Below are 20,678 nucleotides of genomic sequence, written 5' to 3'. Positions count from 1 at the left end.
TACCTTACTTCTTCTTAGCCTCTTTGGTACGCACGACTTCGTCGGCGTAACGAACACCCTTGCCTTTATACGGCTCAGGACGACGGTAGGCGCGCAGATCTGCTGCTACCTGGCCGATCATCTGCTTATCAGCGCCTTTCAGCACGATTTCAGTCTGAGTCGGACATTCAGCAGTGATACCGGCCGGCAACTGATGGTCTACAGGATGAGAGAAACCCAGTGCCAGGTTTACTACGTTCCCTTTGACCGCTGCACGATAACCTACACCAACCAGCTGCAGCTTCTTAGTGAAGCCTTCGGTAACACCGATAACCATTGCGTTCAGCAGGGCACGCGCGGTACCAGCCTGAGCCCAACCATCCACGTAACCAGCACGCGGACCGAAGGTCAGAGCATTGTCTGCATGATTAACTTCAACAGCATCGTTCAGGGTACGAGTCAGCTCGCCGTTTTTACCTTTGATCGTGATAACCTGACCGTTGATTTTTACATCAACGCCGGCAGGAATAACGACCGGTGCTTTAGCAACACGAGACATTTTTTCCTCCGATTAGGCTACGTAGCAGATAATTTCGCCACCAAGACCAGCCTGGCGCGCTGCACGATCAGTCATAACACCTTTAGAGGTAGAAACAACTGCGATACCCATACCACCCATAACTTTCGGCAGCTCATCTTTTTTCTTATAGATGCGCAGACCTGGGCGGCTGATACGCTGAATGCTTTCTACCACAGCTTTACCCTGGAAGTACTTGAGAGTCAGTTCCAGTTCCGGCTTGATGTCGCCTTCAATTTTAAAATCTTCAATAAAACCTTCTTCCTTCAGCACGTTGGCAATTGCCACTTTCAGCCTGGAGGAAGGCATGGTGACCGCAGCTTTGTTCGCGGCCTGACCGTTACGGATACGGGTCAGCATATCCGCGATCGGATCTTGCATGCTCATCTGTCTTTACTCCCGTGATTCAATTGGTGACAATTACCAGCTAGCCTTTTTCAGACCCGGGATTTCACCGCGCATAGCGGATTCACGGACCTTAATACGGCTCAACCCGAACTTCCGCAGGAAACCATGCGGACGACCAGTTTGACGGCAGCGGTTACGCTGACGAGACGGGCTGGAATCACGCGGCAGACTCTGCAGCTTGAGAACAGCATTCCAACGATCTTCGTCGGAAGCGTTCACATCAGAAATGATCGCTTTCAGTTCAGCGCGTTTCGCGAAGTATTTTTCAGCTAAAGCTACGCGTTTAACTTCGCGTGCTTTCATTGATTGCTTAGCCATGAAGTAACCCTACCTTACTTGCGGAACGGGAAGTCAAAGGCAGCCAGCAGAGCACGGCCTTCTTCATCAGATTTCGCAGTAGTGGTAATGGTAATATCCAAACCACGCACGCGGTCGACTTTATCGTAGTCGATCTCTGGGAAGATGATCTGCTCACGGACACCCATGCTGTAGTTACCACGACCGTCGAAAGACTTAGCGGACAAGCCACGGAAGTCACGGATACGCGGTACAGCAATAGTGATCAGGCGCTCAAAGAACTCCCACATGCGTTCGCCACGCAGAGTCACTTTACAGCCGATCGGATAGCCCTGACGGATTTTGAAGCCCGCAACAGATTTGCGCGCTTTGGTGATCAACGGTTTTTGACCGGAGATAGCTGCCAGATCAGCTGCTGCGTTATCCAGCAGTTTCTTGTCAGCGATCGCTTCACCAACACCCATATTCAGGGTGATCTTCTCGACCCGAGGGACTTGCATGACAGAATTGTAGTTAAACTCAGTCATGAGTTTCTTAACTACTTCGTCTTTGTAGTAATCATGCAGTTTCGCCATCGTACTACTCCAAATTACTTGATAGTTTCGCTGTTAGACTTGAAGAAACGGACTTTTTTACCGTCTTCGAATCTAAAGCCTACACGGTCAGCCTTGCCGGTTGCCGCATTGAAGATTGCAACGTTAGAAACCTGAATTGCAGCTTCTTTTTCAACGATGCCACCCGGTTGATTCAGGGCCGGAACCGGCTTCTGATGTTTCTTAACCAGGTTGATACCTTCAACAATGATCTTGCCGGAAGACAGGACATTTTTTACTTTACCGCGCTTACCTTTATCTTTACCGGTTAACACGATAACTTCGTCATCACGACGGATTTTAGCTGCCATGATTCGCTCCTTAGAGTACTTCTGGTGCCAGAGAGATGATTTTCATAAACTTCTCAGAACGAAGTTCACGAGTAACCGGCCCAAAAATACGCGTACCGATAGGCTGCTCGCTGTTGTTGTTCAGAAGAACACAAGCATTGCCATCGAAGCGAACGACAGAACCGTCAGGGCGACGAACACCCTTCTTGGTGCGCACCACTACCGCCTTCAGCACATCACCTTTTTTGACCTTACCACGCGGAATTGCTTCCTTAATGGTGATCTTGATGATGTCGCCTACGCCTGCGTAGCGACGGTGCGAGCCACCCAGAACCTTGATACACATTACGCGACGTGCACCGGAGTTGTCGGCGACGTTCAGCATAGTCTGTTCTTGGATCATTTCAGTGCTCCGCTAATGTCAACTACTACTGAAGACCCTAAAATCAGGGTCGTTAAAAAGCCCCATATCGAGGGCGCAGCATTATAACACCGGATCTCGGATATGGGTAGAAAAAATAAACGGCTCATCGCTGAGCCGTTTATTCGTTTGAGAACGCGTACTGTATTACAGAACCGCTTTCTCTACAACGCGAACCAGCGTCCAGGACTTGGTCTTGGACAGCGGACGGCATTCGCGGATTTCAACCACGTCGCCAGTGCCGCATTCGTTGTTCTCGTCATGTACGTGCAGTTTAGTCGTACGTTTGATGAATTTACCGTAGATCGGGTGTTTCACGAAACGCTCGATAGCTACAACAATGGATTTCTCCATTTTGTCGCTAACAACACGACCTTGCAGAGTACGGATTTTATCGGTCATTACGCACCCGCCTTCTCAGTCAGTAAAGTCTTAACGCGTGCGACATCACGACGCACTTGCTTCAACAGGTGAGTCTGTTGCAGCTGGCCACTTGCAGCCTGCATACGCAGGTTGAACTGCTCGCGCAGCAGGTTAAGCAGCTCGGTGTTCAGCTCTTCAACGCTCTTTTCACGCAGCTCTTTTGCTTTCATTACATCACCGTCTTAGTTACAAAGGTGGTTTTAATCGGCAGTTTTGCTGCTGCCAGCTCGAAGGCTTCACGGGCCAGCTCTTCCGGAACGCCGTCCATTTCATACAGGACTTTACCCGGCTGAATCAAGGCAACCCAATACTCCACGTTACCTTTACCTTTACCCATACGAACTTCCAGCGGCTTCTCGGTGATCGGTTTGTCCGGGAATACACGGATCCAGATCTTACCCTGACGCTTAACAGCACGAGTCATAGCACGACGTGCTGCTTCGATCTGACGAGCGGTCAGACGACCACGGCCAACAGCTTTCAGACCGTAAGTGCCGAAGCTCACATCCGTGCCCTGCGCGAGACCACGGTTGCGGCCTTTGTGCACTTTACGGAATTTTGTACGCTTTGGTTGTAACATCAGCGACGCTCCTTATTTACGGCCTTTACGCTGCTGCTTTTTAGGTTGAGCAGCCGGTTTTTCCGGTTGTTCAACTGCAGCCATACCACCAAGGATCTCACCTTTGAAGATCCACACTTTTACGCCGATTACACCGTAAGTGGTGTGCGCTTCGGAGGTGTTGTAGTCGATGTCAGCACGCAGAGTGTGCAGCGGAACGCGACCTTCACGATACCATTCGGTACGTGCGATCTCAGCGCCGCCCAGACGGCCGCTAACTTCAACTTTGATACCTTTAGCGCCCAGACGCATTGCGTTCTGTACAGCACGCTTCATAGCACGACGGAACATAACACGACGTTCCAGCTGAGAAGTGATGCTGTCAGCAACCAATTTTGCGTCCAGTTCAGGCTTACGAACTTCGGCGATATTGATCTGAGCAGGAACGCCAGCGATATCCGCTACGACCTTGCGCAGTTTTTCAACGTCTTCACCTTTTTTACCGATAACGATACCCGGGCGAGCAGTGTGAATGGTTACACGGATGCTCTTAGCCGGACGCTCGATAACGATACGAGATACAGACGCTTTAGCCAGTTCCTTAGTCAGGTACTGACGTACTTTAAAATCGCTGTCCAGGTTGTCAGCGAATTCTTTGGTGTTCGCAAACCAGGTAGAGTTCCATGGTTTTACAATACCCAGGCGAATACCATTAGGATGTACTTTCTGACCCATTGCTAGTCTCCAGAGTCTCAGCGATCGGACACAACCACAGTAATGTGGCTGGTGCGCTTCAGGATGCGATCTGCACGACCTTTTGCACGCGGCATAACACGCTTCATGCTCGGGCCTTCGTCTACGAAAATTTTCGCAACTTTCAGATCGTCAATGTCAGCGCCATCGTTGTGTTCAGCGTTAGCAATGGCAGATTCCAGAACCTTCTTGACCAGTACAGCCGCTTTCTTGTTGGTGTAGGTCAGAATATCCAGGGCCTGCGACACTTTCTTACCGCGAATCAGGTCAGCAACAAGGCGAACCTTCTGAGCAGAAGAACGAGCATGGCGATGTTGAGCTAAAGTTTCCATCTCTTCCTCCTACCTTATTTCTTCTTCGCTTTTTTATCAGCAGCATGGCCGCGATAAGTACGAGTCGGTGCGAATTCACCCAGTTTGTGACCGACCATTTCGTCGGAAACAAATACCGGAACGTGCTGACGACCATTATGGACAGCGATGGTCAAACCGATCATGTTAGGAAAGATCGTTGAACGACGGGACCAAGTGCGCAGGGGCTTCTTGTCTCCGCTTTCCACCGCTTTCTCTACCTTCTTCAGCAAGTGCAGGTCAATAAAAGGACCTTTCTTGAGAGAACGTGGCATGGCTTATCCTCTAAAATTATTTGCTACGGCGACGTACGATGAATTTATCAGTACGCTTGTTGCTGCGGGTCTTCTTACCTTTGGTCTGAACGCCCCACGGAGTTACCGGGTGCTTACCAAAGTTACGACCTTCACCACCACCATGTGGGTGGTCTACTGGGTTCATCGCAGTACCGCGAACGGTCGGACGAACACCACGCCAGCGTGCAGCACCTGCTTTACCCAGAACGCGCAACATATGCTCAGCATTGCCAACTTCGCCCAGAGTAGCGCGGCACTCAGCTTCAACTTTACGCATTTCACCAGAACGCAGACGCAGGGTGACATAAGCACCATCACGTGCAACGATCTGAACGTAAGTACCAGCAGAACGTGCCAGCTGACCGCCTTTACCTGGTTTCATTTCTACGTTATGAACGGTAGAACCAACCGGGATATTGCGCATCGGCAGGGTGTTACCCGCTTTGATTGCAGCATCAACGCCAGACTGAATCTGGTCGCCAGCTTTCAGGCCTTTAGGGGCCAGGATGTAACGGCGTTCGCCATCTTTGTACAGAACCAGCGCGATGTTCGCGGAACGGTTCGGATCGTACTCAAGACGTTCAACAACTGCCGGGATACCATCTTTGTTGCGTTTGAAGTCAACAATACGGTAAGCCTGCTTGTGGCCACCACCGATATGACGAGTGGTGATACGGCCATTGTTGTTACGACCACCGGATTTGCTGTTTTTTTCCAGCAACGGAGCAAAAGGTTTGCCCTTGTGCAGCTCAGGGTTAACCACTTTAACTACGTGGCGACGACCCGGAGATGTCGGTTTACATTTAACAACTGCCATTGTATTACTCCTCCGACTTACTCAGCGCCGCCAACGAAGTCCAGATTCTGGCCTTCTTTCAGGGTGACGTAAGCTTTTTTCCAGTCGCTACGACGACCGATACGCTGTCCGTGACGTTTAACTTTCCCTTTAACTACCAGGGTGTTAACGACTTCGACTTCGACTTCAAACAGTTTCTGCACAGCAGCTTTAATTTCTGCTTTGGTCGCGTCTTTAGCAACTTTGAGAACGATGGTGTTAGTTTTTTCCATCGCAGTAGACGCTTTTTCAGAAACGTGCGGTGCACGCAGCACCTTCAGCAGACGTTCTTCACGAATCATGCCAGCATCTCCTCAACTTGCTTAACAGCATCAGCAGTCATTACGACTTTGTCGAAGGCGATCAGGCTAACCGGGTCGATACCAGTCGCGTCGCGAACGTCAACCTTGTGCAGGTTGCGCGCGGCCAGGAACAGGTTCTCGTCCAGCTCACCGGTGATGATCAGCACATCTTCCAGAGCCATGTCTTTCAGTTTCTGAGCCAGCAGCTTGGTTTTCGGTGCTTCAACAGAGAACTGCTCGACAACGATCAGACGATCCTGACGTACCAGTTCGGACAGGATGCTTTTCAGCGCGCCGCGGTACATCTTTTTGTTAACTTTTTGACTGTGGTCCTGCGGACGCGCAGCGAAGGTCACGCCACCAGAACGCCAGATCGGGCTCTTGATAGAACCGGAACGAGCGCGGCCGGTGCCTTTCTGGCGCCACGGTTTTTTACCGGAACCAGTTACTTCAGCACGGGTCTTCTGAGCACGAGTACCCTGACGAGCACCGGCTGCATAAGCCACAACAACCTGGTGTACCAGCGCTTCGTTGAAGTCACGACCGAAGGTAGTTTCGGAAACAGTCAGCGCGCTCTGCGCGTCTTTCAATACTAATTCCATTGCTATCTCCTCACGCCTTCACAGCTGGTTTAACGATCAGGTCGCTACCGGTTGCACCCGGGACAGCACCTTTAACCAGCAGCAGGTTGCGCTCAGCGTCAACACGTACTACGTCCAGGCTCTGAACGGTTACACGCTCATTACCCAGCTGACCTGCCATTTTCTTGCCCTTGAACACTTTGCCCGGAGTCTGGTTCTGACCGATAGAACCCGGAACGCGGTGAGACAGGGAGTTACCGTGGGTAGCGTCCTGGGTACGGAAGTTCCAGCGCTTAACGGTACCTGCGAAACCTTTACCTTTAGAGGTGCCAGTTACGTCAACTTTTTTAACTTCAGCAAACAGCTCAACGCTAATTGCCTGACCTACGGTGAACTCTTCGCCATCAGCAAGACGGAATTCCCACAGGCCGCGGCCAGCTTCTACGCCAGCTTTAGCAAAATGGCCAGCTTCCGGCTTGGTTACACGGTTAGCTTTTTTAGCACCGGTGGTAACCTGGATAGCGCGGTAGCCGTCGTTAGCCAGATCTTTAACCTGAGTAACGCGGTTTGCTTCAACTTCGATTACGGTTACTGGGATAGATACGCCATCTTCAGTGAAGATGCGGGTCATGCCCACTTTTTTACCGACTAAACCAATCATTGTTTCAACCTCTCAATCGCTCGATGACCTGATTAACCCAGGCTGATCTGCACGTCTACACCGGCAGCCAGGTCCAGACGCATCAGAGCATCAACGGTTTTCTCGGTTGGCTCAACGATGTCAACCAGACGCTTGTGAGTGCGAATTTCGTACTGATCGCGCGCGTCTTTGTTAACGTGCGGGGAGATCAGAACGGTAAAGCGCTCTTTGCGGGTCGGCAGCGGGATCGGACCACGGACTTGCGCACCAGTGCGCTTGGCAGTCTCGACGATTTCCGCGGTTGATTGATCGATCAGACGATGATCAAACGCTTTCAGGCGGATACGGATTCTTTGGTTCTGCATGAGACCAGAGCTCCAATTATTTATAGACGAAAATAATTACTCCTCACACCCATTACGATTGATGGGGGAGTGTAATCGTTCATAACATAGCCCCCCGATTGGGAGCATTGTTAGCAGCTAAAAAACACTGCTGGGGTTCAGATTGAACCCGCCGTCAATTACGACAAGCCCGCGCATTATACGTAAATCTGGGCTGGACGCAAGTGCCGTTTAGAAAATAAGCAACATTGCGCGCAAGTCCACAGCAGGAATGTCATTGCAATCAATCAGGTGATATTTCTGGCGAGTCTTCTCGTAATTTTGCAGAAATACATTATGCAATCAGCCCCTCCTTCGCCACTCTCCAGGTACGACATCATTCTTTACTTGAGGCGAAATGCTCTTTATTTACTTATTCCTGAACTTGCTACTCGTCTGGCATGACATTCGTAGTGGACTCCTCCCTGACCGTTTTACCTGCCCTTTATTGTGGACAGGACTTTGCTGGCACACTCTTTTCCATGTGTCTTTTTTGCCATATGCCGTATGGGGAGCAATCGCTGGCTATTCTGTTTTTGCTGCTGTCTATTGGGGTTATCGCTTGTGGCGTGGTCGGGAAGGAATGGGATATGGCGATGTAAAATACCTTTCTGCGCTGGGGGCCTGGCATGGTTGGGAAAGTTTGCCCACGCTGATTGTCATTGCATCTTTGTTGGCCTGTTGCGTCGCAGGAATCAGATGCATCTGTACTCATAACTGGCAGTCATTAAAAAACCCGCTGCCGTTAGGTCCATTTCTGGCGGCTGCGGGTCTGCTGGCTGGATACCCAACACTGATATCGTTTTAATCTTCAACTTTGATTTGCGATTGCAGGTAGTTTTGAATTCCAATTTTCGCAATCAGATCGAGCTCTGTTTCGAGCCAGTCAATATGGTGCTCTTCTTCGGCGAGAATATTGATCATCATATCGCGGCTGACATAATCATGAACACTATCAGCATAGGCAATGGCTTCGCGCAGATCTTTTGCGCCTTCCAGTTCCAGCCTGAGGTCAGATTGCAGCATCTCTTCGACATCTTCACCTATTCCGAGCTTGCCCAAGTCCTGCAGGTTCGGTAATCCTTCAAGAAACAAAATACGCTCAATGTACTGATCAGCGTGTTTCATTTCATCAATGGATTCGTGGTATTCAACGTCGTTGAGGCGCGTCAGCCCCCAGTTTTTGAACATTCTCGCATGGAGAAAGTATTGGTTTATTGCGACAAGCTCATTTCCCAATAATTTATTGAGATAATTTATGATTTTAACATCACCTTTCATTATGTAGTCCCTCCGCTTCCACTTATTGAAGCGTAGATGCGCCTACAAGGATGTCAAAAAAAGATAGCGCCTTAAGCGATCTCTTTATATTCCGGCATCTGTGTAAGTTCGTTCTGCATAATCTCTCTTGCCGCGCGAACACACTTACCGCATTGATTTCCCACCGGAACAAATTTGCGAAGCTGCTGAAATGATTGGGGGTGAAACTGGCGAACTGCCTGACGAATTTTTTTATCACTCACACCATTACACAAACAAACGTACATGATCACTCCCGTTCAATTTATGCACAAAAGTGTAAATGAGAATAGTTACGATTACAATAGCACAACTGTAAAGCCCTCGTCAGAAGCGCAGGGAGAATTACATGGAAATATGTCCGCAATTAATTTTTAGCAGACAGCAAAAAGGGCGCCGGAGCGCCCTTTTTCATTCAAAGCCAGATAATTAGCTGAGAACTTTTGCCACAACGCCCGCGCCAACGGTACGGCCGCCTTCACGGATTGCGAAACGCAGACCATCGTCCATCGCAATCGGGTGAATCAGGGTAACAACCATTTTGATGTTGTCGCCCGGCATTACCATCTCTACGCCTTCCGGCAGTTCGATGGTGCCAGTCACGTCAGTTGTACGGAAGTAGAACTGCGGACGGTAGCCTTTGAAGAACGGAGTGTGACGGCCGCCTTCATCTTTGGACAGGATATAAACTTCTGATTCGAATTTGGTGTGCGGCTTGATTGAACCCGGCTTAGCCAGTACCTGACCACGTTCGATTTCTTCACGTTTGATACCACGCAGCAGAACACCCACGTTCTCGCCCGCACGGCCTTCGTCCAGCAGTTTGCGGAACATTTCAACGCCAGTACAGGTCGATTTCGCGGTGTCTTTGATACCAACGATTTCAACTTCTTCACCCACTTTGATGATACCGCGTTCTACACGACCGGTAACAACGGTACCACGACCGGAGATGGAGAATACGTCTTCGATCGGCAGCAGGAACGGCTTGTCAATCGCACGCTCTGGTTCCGGAATGTAGGAATCCAGGAAGCCTGCCAGTTCGATGATTTTCGCTTCCCACTCTGCTTCGCCTTCCAGCGCTTTCAGAGCAGAACCACGAACGATCGGCGTGTCGTCGCCCGGGAAATCGTACTGAGACAGCAGTTCACGAACTTCCATCTCTACCAGTTCCAGCAGCTCTTCGTCATCAACCATGTCACATTTGTTCAGGAACACGATGATGTACGGAACGCCTACCTGACGACCCAGCAGGATGTGCTCACGGGTCTGCGGCATCGGACCGTCAGTCGCAGCAACAACCAGGATCGCGCCGTCCATCTGCGCAGCACCGGTGATCATGTTTTTAACATAGTCGGCGTGCCCCGGGCAGTCTACGTGCGCGTAGTGGCGGGTCGGGGTGTCATATTCAACGTGAGAAGTGTTGATGGTGATACCACGAGCTTTTTCTTCCGGCGCGTTATCGATCTGATCGAATGCGCGGGCAGAACCACCGTAGGTTTTTGCCAGAACGGTAGTGATTGCAGCAGTCAGGGTAGTTTTACCATGGTCAACGTGGCCGATTGTGCCGACGTTAACGTGCGGTTTTGTACGTTCAAATTTTTCTTTAGACACGGCTTTATTCCTTACTATAGCGCTCTCCCCTTCTGGAGAGAGCACGGACTTTGGTTTTAACCCTGAGGCTTATTTACCACGGGCTTCGATTACGGCCTGAGCAACGTTGTTCGGTGCATCATCATACTTCAGGAATTCCATAGTGTATGATGCACGACCCTTGGTCAGAGAACGCAGTTGGGTTGCGTATCCGAACATTTCAGACAGCGGCACTTCAGCATGAATCTTAACGCCAGTGACTTCAGATTCCTGACCGCGCAGCATACCGCGACGACGGCTCAAGTCACCGATAACGTCACCGGTGTTCTCTTCCGGAGTTTCTACTTCAACCTTCATGATCGGCTCAAGCAGAACTGGTTTTGCTTTCTTAAAGCCTTCTTTAAAGGCAATAGACGCAGCCAGTTTAAACGCCAGTTCAGAGGAGTCAACGTCATGGTAAGAACCGAAGTGCAGACGAACACCCATATCTACTACCGGGTAACCAGCCAGCGGGCCAGACTTCAGTTGTTCCTGGATGCCTTTATCAACGGCCGGGATGTATTCGCCAGGAATTACACCACCTTTGATGTCGTTGATGAACTCGTAACCTTTCGGGTTAGAGCCCGGCTCCAGCGGGTACATGTCGATAACAACATGACCGTACTGACCGCGACCACCAGACTGTTTCGCGTGTTTACCTTCGATATCGGTAACTTTCGCGCGAATCGCTTCACGGTAAGCAACCTGAGGTTTACCGACGTTCGCTTCAACGTTGAATTCACGTTTCATACGGTCAACGATGATGTCGAGGTGCAGCTCACCCATACCGGCGATGATGGTCTGGTTAGATTCTTCGTCAGTCCATACGCGGAATGACGGGTCTTCTTTCGCCAGACGGCCCAGAGCCAGACCCATTTTTTCCTGGTCAGCTTTGGTTTTCGGTTCTACTGCGATGGAGATTACCGGTTCCGGGAATTCCATACGTTCCAGAATGATCGGGTGATCCGGGTCACACAGAGTGTCACCAGTGGTCACGTCTTTCAGACCGATAGCAGCAGCGATATCGCCTGCACGAACTTCTTTGATCTCTTCACGCTTGTTAGCGTGCATCTGAACGATACGACCGAAACGCTCACGTGCAGATTTCACGGAGTTCAGGATGGTATCACCAGAGTTAACCACACCAGAGTACACGCGGAAGAAGGTCAGGTTACCAACGAACGGGTCGGTAGCAATTTTGAACGCCAGAGCAGAGAACGGCTCTTCGTCGCTTGCGTGACGCTCAGCCGGAGTATCTTTACCGTCATCCAGAATACCGTTGATCGCAGGTACGTCAGTCGGGGACGGCAGGTAGTCAACTACCGCATCCAGCATCGCCTGAACGCCTTTGTTCTTGAACGCAGAACCACAGGTTACCAGGATGATTTCGTTGTTCAGAACGCGTTGACGCAGAGCAGATTTGATTTCCGCTTCAGTCAGTTCTTCACCACCCAGGTATTTCTCCATCAGCTCTTCAGAAGCTTCAGCAGCGGATTCGATCAGGTTCTGGTGCCATTCGTCAGCCAGATCCTGCATGTCAGCCGGGATATCTTCGTATTCGAAGGTTACGCCCTGGTCTGCATCGTTCCAGTTGATGGCTTTCATTTTCACCAGGTCAACAACACCGGTGAAACCTTCTTCAGCACCAATTGCCAGCTGCAGCGGAACCGGGTTCGCGCCCAGACGGGTTTTGATCTGACCAACAACTTTCAGGAAGTTGGCGCCCATACGGTCCATTTTGTTAACGAACGCGATGCGCGGAACTTTATATTTGTTAGCCTGACGCCATACGGTTTCAGACTGCGGCTGAACACCACCAACTGCGCAGTAAACCATTACCGCACCGTCAAGAACACGCATGGAACGTTCTACTTCGATAGTGAAGTCAACGTGCCCCGGGGTGTCGATGATGTTTACGCGATGCGGTTCATACTGCTTCGCCATACCAGACCAGAATGCAGTAGTTGCTGCGGAGGTAATGGTAATACCACGCTCCTGCTCCTGCTCCATCCAGTCCATGGTTGCGGCGCCGTCATGAACTTCACCGATTTTGTGGTTTACACCGGTGTAGAACAGAATACGTTCGGTAGTCGTGGTTTTACCGGCGTCGATGTGCGCACTGATACCGATGTTACGGTAACGTGCGATGGGTGTTGTACGAGCCATTTGATTCCTCGTTTGTCTCTTAGGCGCTCAGATTTAAGTTGCCAAACGGCGAGCGACTTACTGGAAGCGCCCGCCTGGTGACTAAAACTCCGAAGGGATTACCAACGGTAGTGTGCGAACGCCTTGTTGGCTTCGGCCATACGGTGAACGTCTTCACGTTTCTTAACTGCGGTACCTTTGTTGTCCGCAGCATCAGAAAGTTCGTTCGCCAGGCGCAGAGCCATGGATTTATCACCGCGTTTACGAGCAGCTTCAACGATCCAACGCATTGCCAGGGCATTACGACGAACCGGACGAACTTCAACCGGAACCTGATAAGTAGAACCACCAACGCGGCGAGACTTAACTTCGACAGTCGGGCGCACGTTTTCGAGGGCTACTTCGAAAGCTTCCAGTTCATTTTTACCAGAACGCTGAGCCAGGGTCTCCAGCGCGCTGTATACGATTGCTTCTGCAGTAGATTTTTTACCGTCTACCATCAGGATATTTACAAATTTAGCCAGCAGTTCTGATCCGAACTTCGGATCCGGCAGAATTTTACGCTGACCAATAACACGACGACGTGGCATGGAAATACTCCGTTGTTAATTCAGGATTGTCCAAAACTCTAAGAGTTTAGTTTGACATTAAAGTTAAAACAGTTTGGCCTTACTTAACGGAGAACCATTAAGCCTTAGGACGCTTCACGCCGTACTTGGAGCGAGCCTGCTTACGGTCTTTAACACCAGAGCAGTCGAGCGCGCCACGAACAGTGTGGTAACGAACACCCGGGAGGTCTTTAACACGACCGCCACGGATCAGGATCACGGAGTGCTCCTGCAGGTTGTGACCTTCACCACCGATGTAGGAAGTCACTTCGAAACCGTTAGTTAAACGAACACGGCATACTTTACGCAGTGCGGAGTTCGGTTTTTTCGGGGTGGTAGTATATACGCGAGTACATACACCACGTTTTTGCGGGCATGCTTCCAGCGCAGGCACGTTGCTTTTTGCAACTTTGCGAGCGCGTGGTTTGCGTACCAGCTGGTTAACTGTTGCCATTAAATAGCTCCTGGTTTTAGCTTTTGCTTCGTAAACACGTAATAAAACGACCTCATATAATATGAGGACGCAGAATTTTATGGCTGTGCTTAAAAGGTGTCAAGAAATATACAGCGATCCCACATTACCAATGCATCTGAACGGCGTGTTTTACCGTCAGGCTAACGAAATCAGTATAGCCAACCCTGACAACACTGCTCGAAATTTGACCGCTCAATCCGCGTGCGTGCACATCATCATTTAACGCATGAATGGTTATGGGGGCATTTAGCAATAAAGCAATATAACGACTGCCTTCCAGCGCCGCCGTGACGCCATCCGATAACAGCAGTACATCATCGCCAGAGCGCAACATGCGCAACAGCGCCGTCATATCGCATTGCCAGGGAGAGTGGGACAGAGTATGCAGCATAGGCGCCTCAAAACGTCAGTACGACAGTGTACTCATCAAGCTGTTCACGCAGCGCTTCCGGCTCCAGCTGTTGCGCAGGCAAGACGAAAGCCGTCTCCTCGCCGAGACCGCGTTCGCGTAGCGAGGCCGCACACAGCCAACACTGTTCGATGTCGTACAAAGGAAGGACTTTAAAGGTGGCGATGTAATCGCGCGCCAGAATCGCATCCGGCTGCTGCCCGGCTAATAGCTGAAACACGCCATCGCCGATAAAAAATACGCCAATCTCGTCAGTGAATGCTGAGGTAGCGAGTAAGGCATCCAACCCTTCGCGCCCGGAGGATGAACCGTGCGGCGCGGAAGTAAAGACAAATGCGATGCGCTTCATCAAAACTGCACCACCCGATCACAGGAGATCGCGGCTTCGGCCAGCGCGCCCAACCCGGTAAGTGAAAAACCTGCCTGTAAATTCGCGGCAGGCAGCGCTAATCGCTCAGCTTCATTATCATCAACCACACCACGGCGCAGTGCGGCAGCGACACAGATATGCAGTTTAACCTGCTGTTCATCATGCAAGCGCTGCCAGGCGCGCACAAGGTCAAACTCATCGCTGGCAGGTGCCGTAAGCGCATTCGCGTTATTCACCCCTTCACGATAGAAGAAAACGCTGCTCAGCGTATGTCCGGCTTCCAGCAACGCCAGCGCAAATTGATAAGCGCTACTGGCTTGCTGAGTGCCGTACGCCGGGCCGGTGACCATCAGGGCAAAACGCATTAACGATCCTGTCCGGAAAAATCACCGCTTTTGAACTGGCGGATGTAAAGGTAAACAGTATGTTTCGAGATATTCAGGCGATCGGCAACCTGGTTAATCGCGTCTTTAATGTCGAAGATGCCCTTCTCATAAAGGTTCAGCACAATCTGGCGATTCTTGGCATTATTGGAAACGTTGCGATCGGCATTAACCTCTTCGATGGTGAACTCCAGCGTCTGCATCACCAGATCCTCTACCGAGGATGCAAAGTTAACGGCCGAGCCAACATCCGGAGTTTCCGGCGGAATAAAGGTGTTCATGATTTGCGAGAACGGCACATCAAGGTTCATGTTGATGCACAGCAGGCCAATCACCCGATGATCGCGGTTACGGATAGCGATAGTCACTGACTTCATCAGCACGCCGCTTTTCGCGCGCGTGAAGTAGCATTTGGAGACGCTACTGTCGGCACCGGTCATATCGTGCAGCATGCGCAGGGCAAGGTCGGTAATCGGCGAGCCAATTTTACGTCCTGTGTGTTCGCCGTTCGCAATGCGGATAGCGGAACATTTCAGGTCTTGCAGGGAGTGCAGAACGATTTCGCAGTGTGAGCCAATGAGCATCGCTAACCCGTCCACCACCGCCTCGTAGGATTTAAGGATATCGAAGTCGGTCTGATCGAAAGGACGTTGATCCAGTAAATCAAGTTCACTGGTTTCGTTGGTTAATAGCGACCTGGACATGAAAAAAAACACTCCTTTTCAGGAGCCTGTCGTTAACTTTTCAGGGCAGGCTCATTATTTATATGGGGATATAAATTAATACATCGTACGTTAAGATTATATCCTTACTACAAAAAAAAACGCCGCCCGGAGGCGGCGTTTTTTCATACTGTTACTTCGTGCCAGTATCGGCAGCCTTCGCATCAGCAGGCTGATCTGCAGCGGCCGGAGCCGCATCTGATGCGCCAGCATCCGCTTTCGGCGCTGCGGCATCAGCTTTCGGAGCCGGTTTGATATCCAGCAGCTCTACGTCAAACACCAGCGTGGAGTTAGCCGGAATGCCCGGAACGCCAGTTTTACCGTAAGCCAGAGCCGGTGGGATCACCAGCTTGATTTTGCCGCCTTTCTTGATGTTTTTCAGACCTTCAGTCCAGCCCGGGATCACGCCGTCGAGGCGGAAGGAGAGCGGTTCGCCACGGGTATAGGAGTTATCGAACTCTTTACCGTCAATCAGCGTACCTTTGTAGTTTACAACGACAGTGTCGCTGTCTTTCGGCGCATCACCAGTCCCTTCTTTTTCGACTTTGTACAGCAGGCCGGTATCAGACGTTTTCACACCTTTCTCTTTGGCGAAGGTGTCACGGAAGGTTTTACCTTTCGCTTCGTTGTCAGCAGCGTCTTTCTCCATACGTTCTTGCGCGGCAGTTTTCACACGCGTTTCGAACGCTTGCAGCGTTTGTTCAATTTCCTGGTCGCTCAGTTTGCTCTTATCAGCAAACGCGTCCTGAACGCCAGCGATCAACTGGGCTTTGTCCAGTTTGATGCCCAGTTTTTCCTGCTCTTTCAGGGAGTTTTCCATGTAGCGGCCCAGAGATGCGCCCAGCGCATAAGCAGATTTCTGGTCGTCATTTTTAAATGCCGCTTTGCTGTCAGCTGCAGTGGCAGTCTCTTTCTTCGCCGTCTCCGCAGCGAAAGAGATCGGCGCATGAAGGGCAACGGCCATTGTGGTCGCCAGCAGCGTGACTTTAAACAGTGATTTCATCCATTTCTCCAGGGGTCGGGGCATCTCGCCCCAGGGTTAAACATTAAGTAAGAAGCGTACTATAAAGCGTTGCGGTAGAAATCAACATAAGGACACTACCCGAATTCACCTGTTTTCTGACTATTTTTGTTTAAATTAGTTTCTGATTTTCTGACGTAATGCTGTACCGCATGACAAACTTCAGTAAAATTCGCCCGGTTTATGAAATTTGAGCCGGAAGCAGACCCGAGGTGAAGAATGCAAGAGCTAACAACAGAAGCGCGACTGGCTGAACTGGAGAGCAGACTGGCTTTTCAGGAGATGACAATCGAAGAGCTAAACCAGACGGTTATTGCCCACGAACTGGAGATGGCAAAGCTGCGCGAGCATCTGCGACTAATGGCAGAAAAACTCAAGGCCAGCCAGCCTTCCCATATGGCGTCGCCATCAGAAGAAACACCGCCGCCCCATTATTAGGGCGTAAAAAAAGCGGGTTTCCCCGCTCAGTGCATAAATCCCTAATATTTCGTGTTGCAGGCAGGCGGCAAACTTGAAATCCCCGGGAGCATAGAAAACTATGTGACCGGGGTTTGAAAGTGAAACCAACGCACCAGCAGTGCGAAAGACGATGGGATTTTATTAGTGGCAACCGCAGCCGCCGTTACCACCGCAACCGCCTTTACCATGGTCGTGACCATGATCGTGGCCGTGACCACCGCAGCAACCGTCGTGATCGTGGTCGTGGTCATGATCGTGGCCATGCGCACCGTGAACGTGGCCATGAGCCAGTTCTTCTTCAGTCGCTTCGCGGATCGCGACAACTTCAACGTTGAATTTCAGGTTCTGGCCAGCCAGCATGTGGTTGCCATCAACCACAACGTGGTCGTCTTCGACTTCGGTAATTTCTACTGGTACCGGACCCTGGTCGGTTTCCGCCAGGAAGCGCATGCCAACCTGCAATTCATCAACGCCCATAAAGACGTCTTTCGGTACGCGCTGCACCAGGTTTTCATCGTACTGACCGTAAGCGTCGTTCGCGCCAACCGCCACATCGAATTTATCGCCGACTTCGTGACCATCCAGCGCGTTTTCCAGACCAGAGATCAGGGAACCGTGACCGTGCAGGTAGTCCAGCGGCGCACTCACCGGAGACTCATCAACCAACACACCGTCTTCTGTACGTACCTGGTAAGCCAGGCTGACCACCAGGTCTTTTGCTACTTTCATGATATCTCCTGAGCGTGGGAAAATTACTGGCGCAGATTGTAGCGGAATTCTGCACCCGTGTACCCTTTAGCTTAAAAAAAGCTGCCCGATATGGCTAGTCCGGATGAAAAATCCCAATAACTTGCTCATCTTTGCGAACATGATCGCGGGCCTCTTTATCGGCTTCACGCATCTGGTGTCCGCACTTAACACACTCAACTATATCGACATTATTTTCACGCCACATCGCCAGCGAATCCTTCGCCTGGCATGACGGACAGACCGCCCCGGCAATAAAACGTTTACGTACAGCCATTCGAATCCCCTTATTCAAACTCGTCCCAGCCATCCAGCTGGCGACGCTCTTGTTGCATTTCACGCTGGAAAATCTCCTCCAGCTCGCGCCGCGCTTCGCGTACGCGGGAAATTTGTAGCGTATCGGTATGCACCGGCATCAGTTCGCGCAGCATACGCATATCCAGCCGTTTAAAATGCAGTTGCGCGCGCTGCGCCTGGTGAGGGTGCATCCCCAGCGAAATAAGTGCCTTACGCCCCAGTTCAAGCGCACTGGAGAAGGTTTCGCGGGAAAACTGCGTCACACCGGCCTGCAACAGCTCGTGCGCTTCCACGCGTCCACGCGCCCGCGCCAAAATAGCCAGATGCGGGAAATGTTGCTGACAGATTTCCACCAGTTTCATCGTATCCAGCGGATCGTTGCAGGTAATGACGATGGATTGCGCTGATTCCGCGCCCGCCGAGCGCAACAGCTCCACCTGCGTCGCATCGCCGTAATAAACTTTATAACCGTACTTACGCATCAGGTTAACGGCGCTGATATCCCGTTCCAGCACGGTAATGCGCATCTTATTCGCCATCAGCAGGCGGCCAATCACCTGGCCAAAGCGGCCAAATCCCACCACAATCACCTGCGGTTTGTCATCTTCCACCCACGGCGCTTCGTCTTCATCTTCCGGCGTGTTAAAGCGCCATGAGAGCAGCTTATCGATGCCGCGCATCAGCAACGGCGTGGTCATCATCGACAGGGTGACGGTCACCAACAACAGCGCCATCTGATCGTGCTGAAACAAGCGCTGGGACGATGCCGAAGAGAAGAGCACAAACGCAAACTCTCCCCCCTGGCTAAGCACGCCAGCAAACTGCATCCGCTCCGAGCTGCGCAGCCCATACACACGCGCCAGCACGTACAGCACCAGCGTTTTGATCGCCACCAGCACTGCGACGCTCATCACCACCCATAGCAAGTGGGTGTAAAGCACACCCAGATTCAGGGCCATACCGACAGAAATAAAGAACAGACCGAGCAGTAAACCTTTAAACGGCTCAATAGCGATTTCCAGTTCGTGGCGATATTCACTCTCCGCCAGCAGCACTCCGGCAATAAAGGTGCCTAGCGCCATCGACAGCCCCAGTGCATCCATAAACAGCGCCGAGCCGAGCACCAGCAACAGCGTTGCTGCAGTAAAAACCTCGCGTACACCTGAACCGGCGATAAAGCGAAATACCGGGCGCAGCAGGTAACGCCCGCCAATCAACATACCCGCAAAGGCCAGCACCTTCATGCCGACCTTCATCCAGTCAAGGTGATCGTCGCCATTTCCTGCCAGCAGCGGCACCAGCGCCAGCGCCGGGATCACCGCCAGATCCTGAAACAGCAACACAGAAAAACCCAGTTGCCCGGATTCGCTGCGATTCATGCCTTTATCGCGCATCAGCTGCAGCGCCATCGCCGTCGATGACATCGCAAGACCAATACCGCCAATCACAGCGGCCTGCCAGGCGAATTGCGTCAACATCAGCAATCCGGCCAGAATCGCCGCGCTCAGCAGCACCTGCGCGGCACCGACGCCGAAAATCGAGCGCCGCAATTCCCAGAGCTTGGCCGGATTCAGCTCCAGCCCGATGATAAACATCAGGAACACCACGCCCAGCTCGGAGAAATGAAGGATCTCGTCAACGTCGCTGATAAACCCCAGCCCCCACGGGCCAATGGCTATCCCCGCCAACAAATAACCAAGCACAGCCCCAATACCAAGCCGGGCGGCCAGCGGTACGGCGACGACGGCAGCGAAGAGAAACAGCACACCAGCCAGTAACAGCGTGGAACCTTCCATCAGCGGCCTCCTGGCGGCAGGGGCGACGCCAGCCAGTCGCCGTAAGCTTTGGCATGATTTGCCAGTTCCTGCGGCGGCTGCCTGCGCGCCCAATAAACAATGATCGGGCTAAGCCAGTGCATACGGCACATGGCGGCGGTCAGCTCAAACGGGCGCAGAATGTCATTCATTGAGTAGCGATTCAGGCCATCATGACGATAAGCCGCCTCCGGCTCACCGGTGGTGACCACGCTACGCCAGTACTTTCCCGCCAGTTGATTCCCACCAATACCGCTGGCAAAACCGCGGCTTAACACGCGATCCAACCACTCTTTGAGTAATGCCGGGCAGCTGTAGGTATACAGCGGGTGCTGGAAGACGATCACGTCATGCTCGCGCAACAACGCCTGTTCACGAGGAATATCGATAAAGAAATCAGGATAGCGCGCGTAGAGATCGTGCACCGTGACGTTTTGGAGTTGCATTGCCGGTTTAAGCAAAACCCGATTAGCCACCGAGTCCTGAGATTCCGGATGGGCATACAGCAGCAACACTTTGGCTGTCTGCGACATCATTCCCCTCCCGGGTGTCGTACCTGTTATTCTTCCGGCGCGGCCGCTTTTGCCCGCCCAGAATGATTTTGTCTATC

General features: G+C 51.6%; 34 protein-coding genes. 2 read left to right on the top strand and 32 right to left on the bottom strand.

Annotation, left to right across the window (positions count from 1 at the left end):
* Nucleotides 1-4 precede the first annotated feature (4 nt).
* The 17 genes from rplF to rpsJ form a co-directional block, all read right to left on the bottom strand.
* A complete protein-coding gene (rplF, locus tag Y71_RS02145; protein ID WP_007369819.1) occupies nt 5-538 on the bottom strand; it encodes a 50S ribosomal protein L6 in 534 nt (177 codons plus the stop codon).
* A gap of 12 nt (nt 539-550) precedes the next feature.
* Entirely contained in the window at nt 551-943 is a 393-nt protein-coding gene (gene rpsH / locus Y71_RS02140) for a 30S ribosomal protein S8 (RefSeq protein ID WP_007369818.1), read from the bottom strand.
* A 33-nt stretch (nt 944-976) separates the two neighbouring features.
* The gene (gene rpsN / locus Y71_RS02135; RefSeq protein ID WP_007369817.1) at nt 977-1,282 is read right to left on the bottom strand and encodes a 30S ribosomal protein S14; all 306 of its coding nucleotides are present in this window, start codon (nt 1,280-1,282) and stop codon (nt 977-979) included.
* Between the two features lie 14 nt (nt 1,283-1,296).
* Nucleotides 1,297-1,836, bottom strand: coding sequence for a 50S ribosomal protein L5 (rplE, locus tag Y71_RS02130; RefSeq protein WP_001096200.1), 540 nt, complete (start codon nt 1,834-1,836; stop codon nt 1,297-1,299).
* A 14-nt stretch (nt 1,837-1,850) separates the two neighbouring features.
* Nucleotides 1,851-2,165 (bottom strand): 50S ribosomal protein L24, encoded by a 315-nt coding sequence (rplX, locus tag Y71_RS02125; RefSeq protein WP_007369816.1) that lies wholly within the window; start codon nt 2,163-2,165, stop codon nt 1,851-1,853.
* A 10-nt stretch (nt 2,166-2,175) separates the two neighbouring features.
* Nucleotides 2,176-2,547 carry a 50S ribosomal protein L14 gene (rplN, locus tag Y71_RS02120; RefSeq protein WP_004388611.1) on the bottom strand — a complete coding sequence of 124 codons (372 nt, stop codon included), beginning with the start codon at nt 2,545-2,547 and terminating at the stop codon, nt 2,176-2,178.
* Nucleotides 2,548-2,712: 165 nt separating this feature from the next.
* The gene (gene rpsQ / locus Y71_RS02115) at nt 2,713-2,967 is read right to left on the bottom strand and encodes a 30S ribosomal protein S17 (RefSeq protein ID WP_003031120.1); all 255 of its coding nucleotides are present in this window, start codon (nt 2,965-2,967) and stop codon (nt 2,713-2,715) included.
* Nucleotides 2,967-3,158, bottom strand: coding sequence for a 50S ribosomal protein L29 (gene rpmC, locus Y71_RS02110; protein ID WP_004388609.1), 192 nt, complete (start codon nt 3,156-3,158; stop codon nt 2,967-2,969). Before rpmC ends, rpsQ begins: the two co-directional genes overlap by 1 nt.
* Entirely contained in the window at nt 3,158-3,568 is a 411-nt protein-coding gene (gene rplP, locus Y71_RS02105; protein ID WP_007369814.1) for a 50S ribosomal protein L16, read from the bottom strand. The genes rpmC and rplP overlap by 1 nt, the downstream gene beginning before the upstream one ends.
* 12 nt (nt 3,569-3,580) lie before the next feature.
* Nucleotides 3,581-4,282 carry a 30S ribosomal protein S3 gene (rpsC, locus tag Y71_RS02100; RefSeq protein ID WP_000529945.1) on the bottom strand — a complete coding sequence of 234 codons (702 nt, stop codon included), beginning with the start codon at nt 4,280-4,282 and terminating at the stop codon, nt 3,581-3,583.
* Between the two features lie 17 nt (nt 4,283-4,299).
* Nucleotides 4,300-4,632: a 50S ribosomal protein L22 gene (gene rplV, locus Y71_RS02095; RefSeq protein WP_007369813.1), complete on the bottom strand. Its 333-nt coding sequence runs from the start codon at nt 4,630-4,632 to the stop codon at nt 4,300-4,302.
* A 14-nt stretch (nt 4,633-4,646) separates the two neighbouring features.
* Nucleotides 4,647-4,925, bottom strand: a complete 279-nt coding sequence (gene rpsS, locus Y71_RS02090; protein WP_001138115.1) for a 30S ribosomal protein S19 — start codon at nt 4,923-4,925, stop codon at nt 4,647-4,649.
* 16 nt (nt 4,926-4,941) lie between these two features.
* Complete coding sequence (gene rplB, locus Y71_RS02085) at nt 4,942-5,763, bottom strand: 50S ribosomal protein L2 (RefSeq protein WP_007369812.1); 822 nt, start codon at nt 5,761-5,763, stop codon at nt 4,942-4,944.
* 17 nt (nt 5,764-5,780) lie between these two features.
* On the bottom strand, nt 5,781-6,083 hold the full coding sequence (gene rplW, locus Y71_RS02080) for a 50S ribosomal protein L23 (RefSeq protein WP_000617546.1): 303 nt from the start codon (nt 6,081-6,083) through the stop codon (nt 5,781-5,783).
* Entirely contained in the window at nt 6,080-6,685 is a 606-nt protein-coding gene (rplD, locus tag Y71_RS02075) for a 50S ribosomal protein L4 (RefSeq protein ID WP_007369811.1), read from the bottom strand. Before rplD ends, rplW begins: the two co-directional genes overlap by 4 nt.
* Before the next feature lie 10 nt (nt 6,686-6,695).
* A complete protein-coding gene (rplC, locus tag Y71_RS02070) occupies nt 6,696-7,325 on the bottom strand; it encodes a 50S ribosomal protein L3 (protein ID WP_007369810.1) in 630 nt (209 codons plus the stop codon).
* Between the two features lie 32 nt (nt 7,326-7,357).
* Nucleotides 7,358-7,669 carry a 30S ribosomal protein S10 gene (rpsJ, locus tag Y71_RS02065; protein ID WP_001181005.1) on the bottom strand — a complete coding sequence of 104 codons (312 nt, stop codon included), beginning with the start codon at nt 7,667-7,669 and terminating at the stop codon, nt 7,358-7,360.
* 376 nt (nt 7,670-8,045) lie between these two features.
* On the opposite strand from rpsJ, the gene Y71_RS02060 reads away from it, so the two are divergent.
* Nucleotides 8,046-8,495 (top strand): prepilin peptidase, encoded by a 450-nt coding sequence (locus tag Y71_RS02060; RefSeq protein WP_071531967.1) that lies wholly within the window; start codon nt 8,046-8,048, stop codon nt 8,493-8,495.
* Here Y71_RS02060 and bfr read toward each other — a convergent pair.
* The 11 genes from bfr to fkpA form a co-directional block, all read right to left on the bottom strand.
* Nucleotides 8,492-8,968, bottom strand: coding sequence for a bacterioferritin (bfr, locus tag Y71_RS02055; protein WP_007369807.1), 477 nt, complete (start codon nt 8,966-8,968; stop codon nt 8,492-8,494). The genes Y71_RS02060 and bfr overlap by 4 nt on opposite strands.
* Nucleotides 8,969-9,039: 71 nt before the next feature.
* Nucleotides 9,040-9,234, bottom strand: coding sequence for a bacterioferritin-associated ferredoxin (gene bfd / locus Y71_RS02050; RefSeq protein ID WP_007369806.1), 195 nt, complete (start codon nt 9,232-9,234; stop codon nt 9,040-9,042).
* A gap of 181 nt (nt 9,235-9,415) precedes the next feature.
* The gene (gene tuf / locus Y71_RS02045; protein ID WP_017460031.1) at nt 9,416-10,600 is read right to left on the bottom strand and encodes an elongation factor Tu; all 1,185 of its coding nucleotides are present in this window, start codon (nt 10,598-10,600) and stop codon (nt 9,416-9,418) included.
* A 69-nt stretch (nt 10,601-10,669) separates the two neighbouring features.
* A complete protein-coding gene (gene fusA / locus Y71_RS02040; RefSeq protein ID WP_007369803.1) occupies nt 10,670-12,784 on the bottom strand; it encodes an elongation factor G in 2,115 nt (704 codons plus the stop codon).
* 98 nt (nt 12,785-12,882) lie between these two features.
* Complete coding sequence (gene rpsG / locus Y71_RS02035; RefSeq protein WP_007369802.1) at nt 12,883-13,353, bottom strand: 30S ribosomal protein S7; 471 nt, start codon at nt 13,351-13,353, stop codon at nt 12,883-12,885.
* Nucleotides 13,354-13,450: 97 nt separating this feature from the next.
* Complete coding sequence (gene rpsL / locus Y71_RS02030) at nt 13,451-13,825, bottom strand: 30S ribosomal protein S12 (protein WP_000246815.1); 375 nt, start codon at nt 13,823-13,825, stop codon at nt 13,451-13,453.
* A gap of 124 nt (nt 13,826-13,949) precedes the next feature.
* Complete coding sequence (gene tusB, locus Y71_RS02025) at nt 13,950-14,237, bottom strand: sulfurtransferase complex subunit TusB (RefSeq protein WP_035888982.1); 288 nt, start codon at nt 14,235-14,237, stop codon at nt 13,950-13,952.
* Between the two features lie 7 nt (nt 14,238-14,244).
* Nucleotides 14,245-14,604 (bottom strand): sulfurtransferase complex subunit TusC, encoded by a 360-nt coding sequence (gene tusC, locus Y71_RS02020; RefSeq protein WP_007369800.1) that lies wholly within the window; start codon nt 14,602-14,604, stop codon nt 14,245-14,247.
* Nucleotides 14,604-14,990 carry a sulfurtransferase complex subunit TusD gene (tusD, locus tag Y71_RS02015; protein ID WP_007369799.1) on the bottom strand — a complete coding sequence of 129 codons (387 nt, stop codon included), beginning with the start codon at nt 14,988-14,990 and terminating at the stop codon, nt 14,604-14,606. The genes tusC and tusD overlap by 1 nt, the downstream gene beginning before the upstream one ends.
* Nucleotides 14,990-15,712, bottom strand: coding sequence for a helix-turn-helix transcriptional regulator (locus tag Y71_RS02010; protein ID WP_007369798.1), 723 nt, complete (start codon nt 15,710-15,712; stop codon nt 14,990-14,992). The genes tusD and Y71_RS02010 overlap by 1 nt, the downstream gene beginning before the upstream one ends.
* A gap of 151 nt (nt 15,713-15,863) precedes the next feature.
* Nucleotides 15,864-16,733: an FKBP-type peptidyl-prolyl cis-trans isomerase gene (fkpA, locus tag Y71_RS02005; protein ID WP_007369797.1), complete on the bottom strand. Its 870-nt coding sequence runs from the start codon at nt 16,731-16,733 to the stop codon at nt 15,864-15,866.
* A gap of 237 nt (nt 16,734-16,970) precedes the next feature.
* Here fkpA and Y71_RS02000 point away from each other — a divergent pair, with 237 nt between their 5' ends.
* Nucleotides 16,971-17,189 carry a protein SlyX gene (locus Y71_RS02000; protein ID WP_007369796.1) on the top strand — a complete coding sequence of 73 codons (219 nt, stop codon included), beginning with the start codon at nt 16,971-16,973 and terminating at the stop codon, nt 17,187-17,189.
* Between the two features lie 162 nt (nt 17,190-17,351).
* On the opposite strand, the gene slyD is transcribed toward Y71_RS02000, so the two are convergent.
* The 4 genes from slyD to kefG form a co-directional block, all read right to left on the bottom strand.
* A complete protein-coding gene (slyD, locus tag Y71_RS01995; RefSeq protein WP_007369795.1) occupies nt 17,352-17,939 on the bottom strand; it encodes a peptidylprolyl isomerase in 588 nt (195 codons plus the stop codon).
* 94 nt (nt 17,940-18,033) lie between these two features.
* On the bottom strand, nt 18,034-18,234 hold the full coding sequence (locus tag Y71_RS01990; protein WP_007369794.1) for a YheV family putative zinc ribbon protein: 201 nt from the start codon (nt 18,232-18,234) through the stop codon (nt 18,034-18,036).
* A 10-nt stretch (nt 18,235-18,244) separates the two neighbouring features.
* A complete protein-coding gene (kefB, locus tag Y71_RS01985) occupies nt 18,245-20,050 on the bottom strand; it encodes a glutathione-regulated potassium-efflux system protein KefB (RefSeq protein WP_007369793.1) in 1,806 nt (601 codons plus the stop codon).
* A complete protein-coding gene (gene kefG, locus Y71_RS01980; protein ID WP_007369792.1) occupies nt 20,050-20,601 on the bottom strand; it encodes a glutathione-regulated potassium-efflux system ancillary protein KefG in 552 nt (183 codons plus the stop codon). Before kefG ends, kefB begins: the two co-directional genes overlap by 1 nt.
* Between the last annotated feature and the right edge of the window lie 77 nt (nt 20,602-20,678).

This window comes from Kosakonia radicincitans DSM 16656 (assembly GCF_000280495.2).
In the GTDB taxonomy this organism is placed as follows: domain Bacteria; phylum Pseudomonadota; class Gammaproteobacteria; order Enterobacterales; family Enterobacteriaceae; genus Kosakonia; species Kosakonia radicincitans.
This window is presented reverse-complemented; position numbering and strand designations above follow the sequence as displayed.

What these genes read in the sequence shown, in the direction of transcription:
- rplP (WP_007369814.1), bottom strand. Translation starts at nt 3,568, where the DNA reads ATGTTACAACCAAAGCGTACAAAATTCCGTAAAGTGCACAAAGGCCGC.
- rplB (WP_007369812.1), bottom strand. Translation starts at nt 5,763, where the DNA reads ATGGCAGTTGTTAAATGTAAACCGACATCTCCGGGTCGTCGCCACGTA.
- tusC (WP_007369800.1), bottom strand. Translation starts at nt 14,604, where the DNA reads ATGAAGCGCATCGCATTTGTCTTTACTTCCGCGCCGCACGGTTCATCC.
- rpsS (WP_001138115.1), bottom strand. Translation starts at nt 4,925, where the DNA reads ATGCCACGTTCTCTCAAGAAAGGTCCTTTTATTGACCTGCACTTGCTG.
- rpsJ (WP_001181005.1), bottom strand. Translation starts at nt 7,669, where the DNA reads ATGCAGAACCAAAGAATCCGTATCCGCCTGAAAGCGTTTGATCATCGT.
- rplF (WP_007369819.1), bottom strand. Translation starts at nt 538, where the DNA reads ATGTCTCGTGTTGCTAAAGCACCGGTCGTTATTCCTGCCGGCGTTGAT.
- rplV (WP_007369813.1), bottom strand. Translation starts at nt 4,632, where the DNA reads ATGGAAACTTTAGCTCAACATCGCCATGCTCGTTCTTCTGCTCAGAAG.
- bfd (WP_007369806.1), bottom strand. Translation starts at nt 9,234, where the DNA reads ATGTACGTTTGTTTGTGTAATGGTGTGAGTGATAAAAAAATTCGTCAG.
- rplW (WP_000617546.1), bottom strand. Translation starts at nt 6,083, where the DNA reads ATGATTCGTGAAGAACGTCTGCTGAAGGTGCTGCGTGCACCGCACGTT.
- bfr (WP_007369807.1), bottom strand. Translation starts at nt 8,968, where the DNA reads ATGAAAGGTGATGTTAAAATCATAAATTATCTCAATAAATTATTGGGA.
- rpsC (WP_000529945.1), bottom strand. Translation starts at nt 4,282, where the DNA reads ATGGGTCAGAAAGTACATCCTAATGGTATTCGCCTGGGTATTGTAAAA.
- rpsH (WP_007369818.1), bottom strand. Translation starts at nt 943, where the DNA reads ATGAGCATGCAAGATCCGATCGCGGATATGCTGACCCGTATCCGTAAC.
- fusA (WP_007369803.1), bottom strand. Translation starts at nt 12,784, where the DNA reads ATGGCTCGTACAACACCCATCGCACGTTACCGTAACATCGGTATCAGT.
- Y71_RS02000 (WP_007369796.1), top strand. Translation starts at nt 16,971, where the DNA reads ATGCAAGAGCTAACAACAGAAGCGCGACTGGCTGAACTGGAGAGCAGA.
- Y71_RS02060 (WP_071531967.1), top strand. Translation starts at nt 8,046, where the DNA reads ATGCTCTTTATTTACTTATTCCTGAACTTGCTACTCGTCTGGCATGAC.
- kefG (WP_007369792.1), bottom strand. Translation starts at nt 20,601, where the DNA reads ATGTCGCAGACAGCCAAAGTGTTGCTGCTGTATGCCCATCCGGAATCT.
- slyD (WP_007369795.1), bottom strand. Translation starts at nt 17,939, where the DNA reads ATGAAAGTAGCAAAAGACCTGGTGGTCAGCCTGGCTTACCAGGTACGT.
- rplD (WP_007369811.1), bottom strand. Translation starts at nt 6,685, where the DNA reads ATGGAATTAGTATTGAAAGACGCGCAGAGCGCGCTGACTGTTTCCGAA.
- rplX (WP_007369816.1), bottom strand. Translation starts at nt 2,165, where the DNA reads ATGGCAGCTAAAATCCGTCGTGATGACGAAGTTATCGTGTTAACCGGT.
- rplE (WP_001096200.1), bottom strand. Translation starts at nt 1,836, where the DNA reads ATGGCGAAACTGCATGATTACTACAAAGACGAAGTAGTTAAGAAACTC.
- Y71_RS02010 (WP_007369798.1), bottom strand. Translation starts at nt 15,712, where the DNA reads ATGTCCAGGTCGCTATTAACCAACGAAACCAGTGAACTTGATTTACTG.
- Y71_RS01990 (WP_007369794.1), bottom strand. Translation starts at nt 18,234, where the DNA reads ATGGCTGTACGTAAACGTTTTATTGCCGGGGCGGTCTGTCCGTCATGC.
- rplN (WP_004388611.1), bottom strand. Translation starts at nt 2,547, where the DNA reads ATGATCCAAGAACAGACTATGCTGAACGTCGCCGACAACTCCGGTGCA.
- rpsN (WP_007369817.1), bottom strand. Translation starts at nt 1,282, where the DNA reads ATGGCTAAGCAATCAATGAAAGCACGCGAAGTTAAACGCGTAGCTTTA.
- tusD (WP_007369799.1), bottom strand. Translation starts at nt 14,990, where the DNA reads ATGCGTTTTGCCCTGATGGTCACCGGCCCGGCGTACGGCACTCAGCAA.
- fkpA (WP_007369797.1), bottom strand. Translation starts at nt 16,733, where the DNA reads ATGAAATCACTGTTTAAAGTCACGCTGCTGGCGACCACAATGGCCGTT.
- rpsQ (WP_003031120.1), bottom strand. Translation starts at nt 2,967, where the DNA reads ATGACCGATAAAATCCGTACTCTGCAAGGTCGTGTTGTTAGCGACAAA.
- rpsL (WP_000246815.1), bottom strand. Translation starts at nt 13,825, where the DNA reads ATGGCAACAGTTAACCAGCTGGTACGCAAACCACGCGCTCGCAAAGTT.
- rpmC (WP_004388609.1), bottom strand. Translation starts at nt 3,158, where the DNA reads ATGAAAGCAAAAGAGCTGCGTGAAAAGAGCGTTGAAGAGCTGAACACC.
- rplC (WP_007369810.1), bottom strand. Translation starts at nt 7,325, where the DNA reads ATGATTGGTTTAGTCGGTAAAAAAGTGGGCATGACCCGCATCTTCACT.
- rpsG (WP_007369802.1), bottom strand. Translation starts at nt 13,353, where the DNA reads ATGCCACGTCGTCGTGTTATTGGTCAGCGTAAAATTCTGCCGGATCCG.
- tusB (WP_035888982.1), bottom strand. Translation starts at nt 14,237, where the DNA reads ATGCTGCATACTCTGTCCCACTCTCCCTGGCAATGCGATATGACGGCG.
- kefB (WP_007369793.1), bottom strand. Translation starts at nt 20,050, where the DNA reads ATGGAAGGTTCCACGCTGTTACTGGCTGGTGTGCTGTTTCTCTTCGCT.